The 14,811-nt window shown below is 36.9% G+C and carries 11 protein-coding genes; 10 read left to right on the top strand and 1 reads right to left on the bottom strand.

Features of this window, described 5'->3' with window-relative positions; genetic code table 11:
• Nucleotides 1-132: 132 nt before the first annotated feature.
• Nucleotides 133-1,377 (bottom strand): diaminopimelate decarboxylase, encoded by a 1,245-nt coding sequence (gene lysA / locus AC0L6O_RS12095; RefSeq protein WP_473302656.1) that lies wholly within the window; start codon nt 1,375-1,377, stop codon nt 133-135.
• A gap of 154 nt (nt 1,378-1,531) precedes the next feature.
• Here lysA and AC0L6O_RS12090 point away from each other — a divergent pair, with 154 nt between their 5' ends.
• From AC0L6O_RS12090 to porW, 10 genes are all read left to right on the top strand, one after another.
• Nucleotides 1,532-2,863: an alkaline phosphatase D family protein gene (locus AC0L6O_RS12090; protein ID WP_473302655.1), complete on the top strand. Its 1,332-nt coding sequence runs from the start codon at nt 1,532-1,534 to the stop codon at nt 2,861-2,863.
• 74 nt (nt 2,864-2,937) lie between these two features.
• Entirely contained in the window at nt 2,938-3,426 is a 489-nt protein-coding gene (msrB, locus tag AC0L6O_RS12085) for a peptide-methionine (R)-S-oxide reductase MsrB (protein ID WP_473302653.1), read from the top strand.
• 120 nt (nt 3,427-3,546) lie between these two features.
• Nucleotides 3,547-4,617: a M42 family metallopeptidase gene (locus AC0L6O_RS12080; protein WP_473302652.1), complete on the top strand. Its 1,071-nt coding sequence runs from the start codon at nt 3,547-3,549 to the stop codon at nt 4,615-4,617.
• 155 nt (nt 4,618-4,772) lie between these two features.
• Nucleotides 4,773-6,107, top strand: a complete 1,335-nt coding sequence (locus AC0L6O_RS12075) for an NAD(P)/FAD-dependent oxidoreductase (protein ID WP_473302651.1) — start codon at nt 4,773-4,775, stop codon at nt 6,105-6,107.
• Nucleotides 6,108-6,112: 5 nt separating this feature from the next.
• Complete coding sequence (locus AC0L6O_RS12070) at nt 6,113-7,621, top strand: 4Fe-4S binding protein (protein ID WP_473302650.1); 1,509 nt, start codon at nt 6,113-6,115, stop codon at nt 7,619-7,621.
• Between the two features lie 131 nt (nt 7,622-7,752).
• Nucleotides 7,753-10,266, top strand: a complete 2,514-nt coding sequence (locus AC0L6O_RS12065; protein ID WP_473302649.1) for a DUF5686 and carboxypeptidase-like regulatory domain-containing protein — start codon at nt 7,753-7,755, stop codon at nt 10,264-10,266.
• 193 nt (nt 10,267-10,459) lie between these two features.
• Nucleotides 10,460-10,750, top strand: a complete 291-nt coding sequence (locus AC0L6O_RS12060) for a rhodanese-like domain-containing protein (RefSeq protein WP_473302647.1) — start codon at nt 10,460-10,462, stop codon at nt 10,748-10,750.
• 86 nt (nt 10,751-10,836) lie between these two features.
• Entirely contained in the window at nt 10,837-11,682 is an 846-nt protein-coding gene (locus AC0L6O_RS12055; protein ID WP_473302646.1) for an MBL fold metallo-hydrolase, read from the top strand.
• Nucleotides 11,682-12,437, top strand: a complete 756-nt coding sequence (locus tag AC0L6O_RS12050; RefSeq protein WP_473302645.1) for a patatin-like phospholipase family protein — start codon at nt 11,682-11,684, stop codon at nt 12,435-12,437. The genes AC0L6O_RS12055 and AC0L6O_RS12050 overlap by 1 nt, the downstream gene beginning before the upstream one ends.
• A 109-nt stretch (nt 12,438-12,546) precedes the next feature.
• A complete protein-coding gene (gene porW / locus AC0L6O_RS12045; RefSeq protein ID WP_473302644.1) occupies nt 12,547-14,703 on the top strand; it encodes a type IX secretion system periplasmic lipoprotein PorW/SprE in 2,157 nt (718 codons plus the stop codon).
• Nucleotides 14,704-14,811: the final 108 nt, after the last annotated feature.

The following is a 14,811-nucleotide window of genomic DNA, read 5'->3' as shown; positions in this document are numbered from 1 at the left end:
TTTTTGGTTGAATACTTTTAAAAAAATCTCTATTCCTAATAACATTTGAACGTTTCCCAGATGTTGGGTGCCTGATGTCAGAAGATTAAGGTGTTCAATAATCAACAAACTCCATCATCGTGCATCCAGCATCTAGACTAACTCCACCTCTATCTGATGCCTCAAAATATCTTCGAAAGTCTCTCTTTCTCTGATTAGATGAGTCTTTTCATTGTAAATTAACACTTCGGCAGGACGAACACGTGAATTATAATTTGATGCCATGCTAAAACAATAGGCTCCTGCATTTTTCATCGCTATAATATCACCAGGACTTACCACGGGCAATGTTCTGTCTTTTCCTAAAGTGTCTGTTTCACAAATATAACCAACTACATCATACGTTTCCAGTTTAGATGTATCTGTATTACTCACATTCAATATTTCTTGAAAAGCGTCATACATCATTGGTCTAATCAGGTGATTAAGGCCAGAATCTACATGAACAAAATTTCTTGCAGGGTTATGTTTAACCACATTACAGGTCATTAAGAATGTTCCGCTTTCGCTTACCAAATACTTCCCTGGCTCAAACCAAAGTTGCACTTTTTTGCCATATCTCTTTTCAAAAGCAGCGAACTCGCTCACTACTTCCTTTCCAATCTCGTTAATGTCGGTTATGACATCTTCATCGTGGTAAGCTACTTTAAATCCAGAACCCATGTCTATAAACTCAAGGTTCGGAAAATGCTGTTCTGCTAGTTCAAAAGACTTTTTCATGGCCTTTACTATCACAGAACCATCTTTAAAGTCAGAACCATTATGCTGATGAAGCCCAACTATTCTTAAATCATACGTTTTAACCAATTCAATAACTCTATCAATATGTTGAATTGGAATTCCAAACTTAGAATCGGCATGACCCGTAGAAATCTTAATGTTTCCTCCTGCCATTATTGCAGGATTTATGCGAATCGCTATTGGGTGAGCATTGCCATATTTTTGACCATACTCTTCTAATAAATTAAGACTATCAACATTCAGGCGGATGCCTAGTTTTAATGCTTCTTCAATTTCAGAGAAAGCCACACCACTGGGAGTATATTGAATTTGATTTGGTTCATAACCGGCTTTTAAAGCCAATTCAATCTCCTCAATAGATACTACATCAATGTCGACACCATTCTTAAGCATCAACTTCAAAATATTGATATTGGTCAAAGCCTTACAAGCATACTTTAATTTGACGGATACACCATCAAAAGCATTTCTCATTTTTGAGACTTGTTCTTCTATTTTATTTCCATCATAAACATATAATGGAGACCCAAATTCTTTAATCAACTCATTTGGTTGACGATTCTGAATGGTATAAATACCGTTTTCTGTAGTAATCAATGTGCCTTGAAATTAAATTTTGGCAAAGATATGGAAAGCATTGAAAACTGTTAGGCTATATGTTTTAACTTTGAATTACATTTTCAAAACCGTTCTTTTGACCGTTTTAAGGTCACGAAATACTTTAAATCATCGTAATTAAACTAAAATCATAATGTTAAAAAGACTTCTCCCCTTTCTTCTTCTCTGCTCTGTACTAAATTCCTTTGGCCAAATTGTGGCTGGGCCAATGCTTGGATATTCCGAAATGCGTGAAGTAATGCTGTGGGTGCAAACAGAAAAATCGGCAGTGGTTAAATACAACTATTGGGTGAAAGGCGGTGATGGCACCAAGTTTTCTACAGAGCCAATAGTGACGAAAAAAGACAACTATTTTATAGCTAAAGCAATTGCAGACGATGTTTTACCAGGCAATAAATATGAATACGAATTAGTAGTCAATGGTAAAACCCAAACTTTTGATTACCCGCTAGAGTTTCAAAGTCAAACACTATGGCAGTATAGAACAGACCCACCTGCATTTAAATTTGCGGTAGGAAGCTGTGTTTATACTAACGAACCTGAATTTGACAGACCTGGGCGTGGCTATGGTTATACTTTCGACATTTTCAATAAAATATATGAAGCCAAGCCAAATTTTATGGTTTGGGGTGGAGACAATATCTATTTAAGAGAAGTTGATTTTGGAACAAGAAGTGGTGTTTTTAAAAGATACATTGACTTTAAGAGACAACCAGAGCTTCAAAAACTATTTGCTAACACACACCACTACGCTACACTAGACGACCATGATTATGGACCAAATGATGCTGATAGGTCTTATTGGGGTAAGTCTTGGACTTTAGATGCTTTTGAGCAAAACTGGGGAAATCCTAATTATATATTCCCTGGAGAATCAGTTACGGGAACTTTCATGTGGGAAGATGTTCAATTCTTTATGATGGACAATCGCTCTTTCAGAGCTCCAAATTATTTAAATGATGACTCAAAAGATTACTTTGGCGAGAAACAATTAAACTGGCTTATTGATGCTTTAACTAATAGTAGAGCACCTTTCAAATTTGTAGTAACTGGCGGACAGGTAGTCAACAAAAATGCCCTTTTTGAAAATATGTCTGTATTTCCAGTTGAGCACAAGAAATTGTTAGACGCTATAGAACATAATAATATCAGCGGTGTGATTTTTATAACGGGTGACAGGCACCATACTTCATTAAGAAAAATGGACAGAGAAGGCACCTACCCTATTTATGATTTGACAGTTTCTTCTTTAACTTCTGGCATGGCTAAACCAATGGATATTGAAAGAACTGATGAAGATTTAATCCCAAATACCATTGTAGAAGACCTTCAGAATTTCGGCATCTTAGAAGTAGCTGGCGAAAGAACTGACCGTGTTTTGAAAATAAACATCATTGACAACACAGGAGCAGATAGATGGAATTATACAATTAAAGCTCGTGATTTAAGAAAGCCTAAGAAGTAATTTCTCGGTGCTATTTGCCTTTTCATTAAACCTCCTACTCAGCAATTTCGTATGTGTAATAAAATTATGAAAATATGAAAAATTTAATTCTGGTATTATTGGCTTTAGGTACTTTCAGCTGTTCATCTTCCGCTCAAAAAAACGTGTCAGATGACAAAGATTGTAACATTGAAAAAATAACAAAGAAGGATAAGGAGTGGAAAGCTCAGTTGACAGACATGCAATATAAGGTTGCTCGTAAATCTGGAACCGAGCGTGCTTTTACAGGCATTTATTGGGATAACAAGAAAGACGGCATCTATAAATGTATAGGCTGTGACCTACCACTTTACTCTTCTGAAACTAAATTTAAATCTGGTACAGGATGGCCTTCCTTTTATGAGGCCATAGACCCATGTAATGTAAAAGAGGTTAGGGACGTTTCTTTAGGAATGGTAAGAATAGAGGTAGTATGTGCCAGATGTGAATCACATTTAGGTCATGTTTTCAATGACGGCCCTAAACCTACCGGAATGAGACATTGTCTTAATTCTGCGAGTTTGAGCTTTGAAGAAAAGATATAGTAAATCGTAGTCGATTATCTAAACGGTCTTTTTAAACAAAATATTAAATAGGGTTTGGTTTTCTTCCTAGAAAGTCAAACCCTATTTTTGCTTTCATACACATATCCAAATTAATATCAAATGGAGAAAAACATAGAATTTCTTTACAAATACCTAAATAATGCTTCCCCTACAGGTTTTGAATACCCAGGACAGCAAATTTGGTTAGACTACATCAGACCTTTCATTGACGAAACTATCATTGATAATTACGGCACAGCTGTAGGCGTTATAAATCCGGGGCAAGATTACAGCGTGGCTATAGAAGCACATGCTGATGAGATATCTTGGTTTGTAAATTATATTACGCCAGAAGGATATATTTATGTAATAAGAAATGGTGGTTCTGACCATCAAATTGCCCCTTCAATGCGTGTAAACCTTCATACACGTAAAAACGGAATAGTTAAGGGTATCTTTGGCTGGCCTGCAATTCACGTAAGAAATGGACAAAAAGAAGAAGCACCATCTTTAAAGAATATTTTCATTGATGTGGGAGCTTCTACCGATGTGGAAGTAGCGGAAATGGGTATTCACGTAGGTACGGTTATTACGTTTGAAGATGGCTTAACTGAGCTAAACGACAAATATTACACAGGAAGAGCTTTGGATAATAGAATGGGCGGCTATATGATAGCTGAAGTGGCTCGTAAACTGCACGAAAACAAAGTTAAGCTTCCATTTACGCTGTACATTGTCAATGCCGTTCAAGAAGAAATTGGTCTGAGAGGTGCAGAAATGATTAGCAGAAAGCTAAAACCTGATGTGGCTATTGTTACTGATGTTACGCATGATACACAGTCGCCAATGTATGACAAAAAGAAGTCTGGTGATGTAGCTTGTGGTAAAGGTCCAACGGTTTGTTATGGTCCTGCAGTTCAAAATAACCTTCTTAACTTCATTATTGATACGGCTGAAGAAAAGGGTATTCCTATCCAGCGTCAGGCTACAAGCCGCTCTACAGGTACAGATACTGATGCCTTTGCTTATTCTGGCGAAGGTGTTCCATCGGCCTTAATGTCACTTCCTTTAAAGTACATGCATACTACGGTAGAAACAGTAGCAAAAGAGGATGTCCAGACTTGTATAGATTTGTTTTATGAGCTACTTCTAAAATTAGAAGCGGGTCAAGACTTTAAGTACATTAAGTAAATTCTTTTTCAAAGAATTACTCTTTTAAAAGCCTAAGAACATAAGTTCTTGGGCTTTCTTTTTATCTTGTAATCAATCTTTCTCTGGGAATTTTGATTAACCCAAACCCTTTTTGGGCATTCCTCGTATTTTAGTCAACGCCAACAAATTATTCAATGCATATAGCCATCATCGGAAACGGAATAAGTGGTATTACCGCTGCTAGACACATTAGAAAACTGTCTGACCATAAGATATCCGTCATTTCATCAGAAACCGAGCATTTCTATTCTAGAACAGCCCTCATGTACATTTACATGGGACACATGAAATATGAAAACACCAAAGGTTATGAAGATTGGTTTTGGGAAAAGAACAGGATTGGCCTCGTTTTTAATCACGTGGATGCCATTGATTTTGATAGCAAAACCTTAAGCTTTTCAAACAATTCTGGAGAGCTTACTTATGACAAACTAATTATTGCCACCGGTTCTGCTCCTAATAAATTTGGATGGCCAGGGCAAGACTTAAATGGTGTTCAAGGGCTTTATTCCATGCAAGACTTAGAGAAACTGGAAGAGTTATCTCCCAAAATAGAGCATGCCGTTATAATTGGTGGTGGTTTGATAGGCTTGGAATTAGCCGAGATGCTAAAGTCTAGAGATAAAGAGGTAACCATGCTGGTTAGGGAATCTTCTTTTTGGAATGGCGTTTTACCAGCGGCAGAATCTCAAATGCTCAATAAACATATTAAGGAGCACCACATTGATTTAAGGCTAGAATCTGAACTTGATGAGATTTTAGATGACGGAAGTGGTTCTGTTAAAGGATTAAAATCTAAGAGCGGAGAAATTATCGATTGTCAATTTGTAGGCCTTACCGTTGGTGTACACGCAAATGTAGGTTTCTTAAAAGAAACGGGTTTAGAGATTGACAGAGGAATACTGGTAAATGAATTTTTAGAAACCAATATCAAAGACGTTTATGCTATTGGCGACTGCTGCCAACATAAAAATCCACCTCCCGGAAGAAGACCAACGGAGCAAATCTGGTATACAGGTAAGATAATGGGTGAAACTTTGGCCAAAACTATATGTTCTGAGCCTACAAAATATGAACCAGGCGTATTTTACAACTCTGCCAAGTTTTTAGATATAGAATATCAAACCTATGGAACTGTGCTGGCAAATCCTGATAAAAATACTGAGAGTTTTTTCTGGAAACATCCTGAAAAGAACATTCTGGTTAGATTGAACTTCAATAAAACTAATAAATCAATTATCGGTGTAAACACCTTTGGAATTAGAATGCGACATGAAGTTTGGGACAAATGGCTCTCGAACAATATAAGTGTAGAAGACATATTGGTAGACTTATCAAAGGCCAATTTTGACCCAGAATTCTTCGCTAGCTACGAACAAGATATTATATCTCACTATAACACTACTTACGGCACAGATTTAAAGCAAAAATCCCCTAAGAAAAGCTTTTTCTCAAAATTATTTAACTAAGACAAATGAACATCAATCAGATAAAAAATATAGGAACGGTTATCATTCTTAGTGCTTTAGTGCTTTGGATAGGTGTTTTATTTAGCAATAGCTTTCAGCTCAATGAAGCTACTTTTAACGAAACAGTTGCCAGCGAGCATCGTTTTCTTCTAAAAGAAAAACTAGCTTCAGCATTTGAGTCAAAATCATCAAACGTTTTTTCTTTTACCAATCAAATTACCGCTGCCGAAACAGAAGTGAATAAGGCTTTAGAGGCCGAAGGAAAAGGAGACTTGAAAATCTCTAACTCTTATCAAATGGCTCTTACCAAAGCGTCAGGGGTCGGTTTTGTCTCTCAAAACAATACACTCATTTTCTTCATCGTTTTTGGCTTACTCATTTTAGGGACGCTATTATTCATTTTACCTGACCTCAAAAAACTACCAGGAATTAAAAATGACGGTATTTTTCACCATCCCGTCAATAGAGGAAAGGTTTTAGGAATTATTCTTGGCTCATTGCTTATCTCCTTCTACATATTGCTTTACTTTTTCCCGCAGTATATTATCAACTGGCTTATAGTTTTAGACCCATTAAGCAAAGTAATGAATGGTGGGCTGGCAAGTCAGTGGTTTTTATATGGTTTTCTATACACCGTAGCGGTATTAACCATGGGTATCAGAATGCTTATTAAATACCGTCATAATAAGTATCAAATGGTGAGAACTGGCTCTGTGATGTTCTTTCAGCTGATTTTTGCTTTTATGATTCCTGAAATTTTGACAAAACTTAATATGCCTTCGGCCGATTTGAAGAATATGTGGCCATTAGACTATTCTTTCTTCTTTGATTACCGAATTGACCAGAAAATAGAAGCAGGTACTTTAGGTACATTTATGTTTGTTTGGGGCATTGTACTCTTTGCGGTAGGCGTACCTGTATTAACCTATTTCTTTGGTAAAAGATGGTATTGTAGCTGGGTATGCGGTTGCGGTGGTTTGGCAGAAACTTTAGGCGACCCTTTCCGTCAACTATCTGACAAGTCCGTAAAGGCATGGAAATTTGAAAGGTATTCCATACACATTGTTATTGTGTTGGCTATAGTTATGACAGCCGGCGTCTTGTACACCTACTTTACAGGTGAACCTAAAGTAATGGGAGTTTTAGATACAGGAACACTACGCTATTATTATGGTTTTGGTATAGGCTCTATATTCTCTGGTGTGGTAGGTACAGGCTTCTATCCTATCTTGGGTAATAGAGTTTGGTGTAGGTTTGGTTGCCCTTTGGCAGCTTATTTAGGATTGGTACAACGTTTTAAAAGTAGATTTAGAATAACCACCAATGGCGGTCAATGTATCTCATGTGGAAATTGCTCAACCTACTGTGAGCAAGGAATTGATGTTAAAGCCTATGCTCAGCGTGGTCAAGACATCGTAAGATCTTCTTGCGTAGGTTGTGGAATCTGTTCGGCAGTATGCCCCAGAGGTGTATTAAATTTAGAAAACCTTGACGTTGAAACAAGAAAAATCTAATTCTTTAACCGTTTGTTTCTACTTTCTTTCCGTTTATAAATTATTTTGATATTGAGAGTGCCAAATCAAAACTAATAGGTTGATACATGCGTTTAGTTCGTGTTTCATTATAGTTCACAAACTAACCAGAATTGAAAAGGCCATTATACCTTATCGCCCTATTTTATTTCCTTTGTTTTAATGCATTTGGGCAAAACTTTGTTGTAAAAGGAAAAGTATTTGATAGTATTACGGAAGACCCAGTACCATTTGCTACGGTAAGCTTAAAAGGCTTTAATGTAGGAACCAATACAGATTTCGAGGGAAATTTCACATTAAACTTTGAAGACATGGCTCCTGACTCTATCATGGTTAGCAGCATGGGGTACGAGACCAAAGTTGTGGGGCTTGAGAAGGATTCTACTGGTTTGTTTGTAAATAAGCAGTTCCTTACGGTCAAAGTGAATCCAGGTACCATTCAACTCGCTGAAGTAGTGGTAAGAGGCGGTGAAAACCCTGCATGGAAAATCTTAAGAAAAGTAGTAGCAAACAGAGATGAAAGCAATTTCAAAAAACTGGATGGCTACGAACATCAAAGCTATAACAAAATCGAAGTGGATGTCAATAATGTCAATCCGAAGCTAGAGAAGCGAAAAATCACTCAAAAAATTAATGAAGCTATAGAGTCTGTAGGAACACTTACAGATGATGAAGGTGGGAAACTAATGCCTATGTTTATCTCAGAATCTATTTCTGACTATTATTTTTTAAACAAACCCAGATTATCAAAAGAAGTAATTCGTAAGACAAACGTAAAGGGAATAGCAGTTACAGATGGTAGTTTGACCTCACAGCTGATAGGTTCTACTTTTCAGCAGTATAATTTCTACGATAATCAAATCAACGTTTTACAGAAAAACTTCACCTCACCTATTGGGAATGATTGGAAATCGGCTTACGAATATTTCTTGGTAGACAGTTTTGAAGTAGAAAAAGGGGACTATTTCTACGAAATCCAGTTTGAACCTAAAAGAAAACAGGATTTGGTATTTACAGGTTGGATGTGGATTAGCAAGGATAAAAGTGCCTTAGCTATGATAGATGCCACCATTACCAAAGACGCGAACCTAAACTTTGTAGAAAGAATAAAAATCCAGCAGGAATTAGAAGCGGTAGATGATGTTTACTTCCCTACCAAAAACAGAGTGGTAGTTGATGTTTCTGAAATCACGGCTAAATCACCCGGCCTGCTTCTTAAATTCACTAATTACAATGACAGCATAAAAATAAACGCTCCCAGAGATTTAAACTTTTTCAAATCAGGAGCTATCCAGCTTTCTGATGACTACTTAGAAAGAGACGTGGATTATTGGCAGTCTGTAAGGCCTGAACCCTTTAGCCAAGATGAAAAAAAGGCTTACATGATGATTGACAGCATTAAAGCTGTGCCCGTGGTGAAAAGGATATCATCATTGATAGATATTGCAAGTTCTGGTCATATTAACCTGACTAAAGGCATTGATTTTGGACCCATAGTCAAAACTTTTGGTCTTAATGATTTAGAAGGTTTAAGACTACTATTGGGTTTTAGAACAGACATAGACTTTAGCAATAAATGGGTGCTGAAAGCATTTACAGCCTATGGGTTTAAAGACAAAGGCTGGAAAGGTGGAACTGATGTAACCCATATTTTCTCAAAAAGTCCCTGGACTACCTTAAATGTAGGGTATCAGCGAGATTTAGAACAAGTCGGCTTTAGTCCAGAAGAAATAGGCTCCAGCACCTTATATGGTGCAGCAGTTTGGTTTGGTACCTTATTCAGACCTTATTACCAGAGCAAAGCTAATCTTACTTTTCAAAGAGATATATCTAAAGGAGTAACCGCCAAAATTGGTTTTGAAAATAAAACCTTTGAACCTCTTTATAACTTCTCATTCACTCCAAATGGAGCGGATAACAATAGTGTTCAGCATGATTTTATCACATCCAGTATTAACACAGAACTAACCTTTGCAAGAGACCAGCTCTCTGTGGTGAGTGATAATGACAAATTGGATTTTGGTACCGTTAAATCTCCCACAGTCACACTTGCTTATAAATTAGGCCTAAAAGATGTACTAGGAAGTGATTTCAGCTACCATTCTCTAGCTTTACGATACAAACATAAATTGAATTTTGGCTATTTCGGTAAAACGTATTACCGAGTAGAAGCGGGTAAAATATTTGGCGATTTACCCTACCCCTTATTAAAAAATCACCTAGGAAACGAGACAATTATCTCCGTTTCTAATTCATTTAACTTAATGAATAACTCAGAGTTTTTGAGCGACCAATATGCTTATGCCCGCTTTTATCATGATTTTGAGGGCCTGTTCTTTAACAGATTTCCTTTGGTCAAAAAGTTAAAATTAAGGACTTTCGCTAGCGGGAAATTTTTAATGGGCTCTCTTAGTAATGCCAATTTTAATAATGCCAATCAAAACACCGAAGAAGGTTTTCTGCCTATAAAAAGGCTTGACGCATCTGTCCCTTATACAGAGTTAAGTTATGGTATTAGTAATATCTTTAGGTTTCTGAAAGTAGAAGCTGTACATAGATTAACCTATCTTGAGGGCGGTAATACTCGCAAATTTGGCGTCAAAGTGGCTGCGGAATTGAGTCTTTAAATACTACCTAATATGGCTAACACATTGGTTTATTTCGTTGGGTTTAGTTTATATTAGGTCATCCCTCTTTGCTAAAGCATAATTTCATTGATTAAAATACTTAATTGCCTTACAGTAATTAGGCTACGTGACTTCTCTCACAAAATAAAGGACTAAGAGCTGCTACATTTGTAATGAATCAAATACAAATATCATGACAGTTAAAGAACTCATAAAAAACAATTTAGGAACAATAGTAGACGTAAGAACAATAGGAGAATATCAGGGCGGCCATGTAGCTGGTTCTAAAAATATCCCCTTGAACGAAGTTCCATCAAGGCTAGAAGAAATCAAACAATTGCCTATGCCACTAATTTTATGTTGTGCATCTGGTAACAGAAGTGGGCAAGCCACAGGATATTTAAGTGCAAACGGCGTAGAATGCCAAAATGGAGGTTTATGGATGGATGTTAATTATCTGCAGTCAGAATGCTTGAGTAATTAAGTTTAGACGCAAATAAACTATTCCAGATAAAATGAATTATAGAAATAGGCTGCCTTTCGGCGGCTTTATTTTTTTAAATTTGACCTATGAATTTACATGTAATAGATGCTGGAAACTTCAAACTAGACGGAGGTGCCATGTTTGGCGTTGTTCCAAAAACGCTTTGGTCTAAAAAAGTACCTGCAGATGATATCAATCTTTGTAGTTGGAAAATGCGTTGTTTGCTTATAGAAGATGGCAAAAGGTTGACCTTGGTAGATACAGGTATGGGAGATAAACAACCTGAAAAGTGGCTTTCTTATTATTACAGACATGGTGAAGGTGACTTAATTCGCTCTATCAGAGCTAAAGGATTTCATGAAGACCAAATTACGGATGTTATTCTAAGTCATTTACATTTTGACCACGCAGGTGGTGCGGTCAAATGGAACAGCTCTAAAGATAAATTGAAATTAACTTTCCCAAACGCAAAGTATTGGACACACTCATCTCATTGGGATTGGGCTATGAATCCAAACGCAAGAGAAGCAGCTACCTTTTTGGAGGAGAACTTAAAACCCATTCAAGAGCTAGGGCATTTAAACTTTATTGATAAAAACCCTGAAGCCTTTAGCAATGATTACGAGTTTTTATATGCCGATGGCCATACAGAAAAAATGATTATGCCAGTGGTCAATATTAAAGGACAGAAAGTGGTTTTTATAGCAGATACCGTTCCTTCCCATGCTCATATTCATGTGCCATGGGTTATGGGATATGATGTAAGACCCTTAGAAACTATGAAAGAGAAAGCTAGTTTGCTCAAAAGAATTGCAGACGAAAACTGGTTGGCATATTTTGACCACGACCCATTTTATGAAGTGGCAAGCATCAAAGAAACCGAAAAGGGTTTTAAACCTGATTACTTAGGAACCATAAGCGAATATTTCTAATGAGTCATAAAAAGATAGGTTTATGCCTTTCTGGTGGTGGTGCCAGAGGATTTGCTCATTTAGGCGTTTTACAAGCCTTTGATGAGTTAAATATACCTATTGCTATGCTTTCAGGCTCTAGTGCAGGAGCTTTTGCGGCAGCATTATACGCTGAAGGCCATAAACCTCACTTTATTCAGGAGTATATTCTAAAAAAAAGCCTGTGGCGTTATTTGAGATTCTCTCCGGGCAGAATGGGATTAATGAATCTTAAGAATACAGAAAAAGTATTAAGAGAACTTCTGCCTCATGATTCCTTTGAGGCTTTAAAAGTCCCAATTTCCGTTTGTGCCACAAATATGAGCAAGGGTGAGCCAAATTACTTTTCAGAAGGAGAACTCATTAGACCATTACTAGCTTCCGTGGCTATTCCAGTGGCATTTAAGCCTATTATTATTAATGGCGACCAGTTTTTTGATGGTGGACTTAGTAATAATTTACCTCTGGAACCTCTAGAAAATACTGATTTTAAAATTGCGGTAAATGTCACCCCTTTTATCAAAAGATTACCCGTAAGGTCTTTTAAAGATGTGGTGCTTAAGTCTGTTTATATTTCTGTAGATAATCAAACACGTCAAAAAAGTTTGCAAGCCGACCTGACCATTGAGCCAGAAGGTATTATGAAGTTTGACGGTTTTAAGTTAAAAAACGCCGATAAGATGTTTGAAACTGGTTATAATTCGGCTTTAAAGGCTCTAAAAACATTGCCTTTTTGATAAGCCCAGCTGCCCCAAATAGATTTTAATCCAACATTCTCTCTTAATTGGCATTAAAATGGATAATTTTGATTTGAAATAAGCGTTTTTACTAAAAATTGACTTTAGCTTGAGAAAACTAATTCTCGTATTTTGTGTAGCACTAACTGCTCTTTCATGTTCGCAGTTTAGTAATTCCCCCACCAGCAAAGCTTGGCATAATATGAATGCCAAATTTAATGCGTCCATTGATGCCAATGATTACTTTGATTGGGCTATACACAAGATTGATTCTTCCAGAATAGAAGATTTTACGGCTCCCCTACCTATTCTTTACCGAATTGACTCTAACGAAACCATGGTTTCAAAACCAGAGTTGGATGAAGTTATTAGGTTGACATCTTTGGTGGCAGAAAGGCACTCCAACTCAAAATACTTAGACGGCTCTTACCTTTTGCTTGGTAAAGCGAGGCTTTTCAAAGGTGATTTTATTAACGCTTCTGAGGTTTTTAAATATGTTAATTCGAATCATAAATCGGAGGAGTATCGAAATAAGGCTTTGATATGGTTAATGCGGACGTATTTAGAGACCGGCGACCTTAACAAAACCGATGAAGTATCAAAAGCAATAGTAGGTTTAGACCTTTCAAAGAAAGATAAAGCCGATTTTTTTGAAGTTAAAGCAGCTTTCCACCAGCAAAAAGGTGAAATGGCATTGGCAGCAGTCTTTTTAGAAGAAGCTTTAAAGACCATGAAAAAGTCTACCCGAAAAGCTAGAGCCCATTTTATAGTTGGACAACTTTACGCTGATTTACAGCGAGGTTCTTTGGCCAGAAAAAACTGGAAAGCCGTAGTTAAAAACAAACCTACTTATGACCTAGAGTTTAACGCTGGTATTGAGCTTCTTATGCTTGGTAGTAGTTTAGGGGCTAATGCCAACGCCAATTTCTTAAAAATGCTGGAAGACAGAAAGAACGTAGATTTAAAAGACAAAATCTACTTCAAAATGGCGGAGTCAAAGGCTGAAAATGGTAATTACCAAAGTGCCATTAAAGATTATTCAAAGTCAATTCAACTAGCTACAAACAAAACTCAAAAGGCAGGTGCCTATCTTCAAATAGCGGAAATATACTACAGTAAGCTTCAGCAATACGAAATGGCTAGCAAGTATTATGACAGTACGTTATTTAATATGAACGAGCGTTCGCTCAATTTTAAGGAAATTTCAGAAAAGGCTAATTCACTGGCCGACTTTGTCAAATATCAGAACGTACTTCATATGGAAGACAGCCTTCAGGCTCTTGCGGTGATGAATCCACTGGCTTTAGAAAGTAAGGTGGAGAAGATGCTTAAAGAAGAAGAAGAGGAGAAACTAAGACTGTCAATAGAAGCAGAGAAACTTGCCCAAGAGCAAAGCAATAAAGCTATTTCTGGAAACTCAGGTTCTTCTAACCCAAACAAGTGGTTTTTCTACGACCAAGTATCGCTCACAAGGTCAAGAGCAACTTTTATTAGAACTTGGGGCGATAGACCTTTAGAAGATGACTGGCGAAGAAGACACAAAGAAATAGGCAGCATTAGCTTCAAAATAGAAAAAGGAATAGTAGGACAAGATGATGTAGAAGTAGATCAAGAAGCGGCTTTAAACGAGAAAGAGCAGGCTAGAAAAATGGCTGAGTTAGAAAGTCAGAAACAGGCCATGTTATCTAAAATACCAGATACACCTCAGAAATTAGCTCAGTCAAAAAGACGTCAAGAAGAAGCATATTACCAGTTAGGAAAGATTTATAGGCTGCAGTTTAATGAGATAGACAACGCTCAAAAAACTTTTACCACCTTACTTCAGAAATTCCCAAATACAGATTATGAGCAAGAGGTACTTTACTTCCTAGCTTTAATGGCGGATAATAAAAATACCAATCCTTATAAAACCGCTTTAATCTCCAAATTTCCGCTTTCTACCTACGCAAGACAGCTAAAGAGAGGGTCTGTAGAAATAAATGCTGACACAGAAAGCAACGCTGAGCGTGATTACGCAGTCTTATATGCAGAATTTAAAAATGGTAATGTGGCGGCGGCTTTAGAAAAAGCAGAAAAAGGATTATACGATTACACTGGAACAAGTTTGGAAGACAAATTTGCCATGCTTCGAATAATGCTTCTAGCAAAAACTGACAAAACCACTAATTACCGAATAGCTTTAATGGATTTCATGAGAAGTTACCCTTCCAGTAATTTACTTCCTCAGGTTTCCGGTATGCTATCAACCCTATCGAAAAATAAATAAAATGCCAGATAAAAAACCTCCTATTCTAGGTTCTTGGAAAAACCTCTACATGCTTGTAATAGGTGTTCTTTTTTTTCTAATTGTGCTTTTTTATTTTCTGACTAAAAC

The organism is Arcticibacterium sp. GJ41-1 (assembly GCF_055808875.1).
This window is presented reverse-complemented; position numbering and strand designations above follow the sequence as displayed.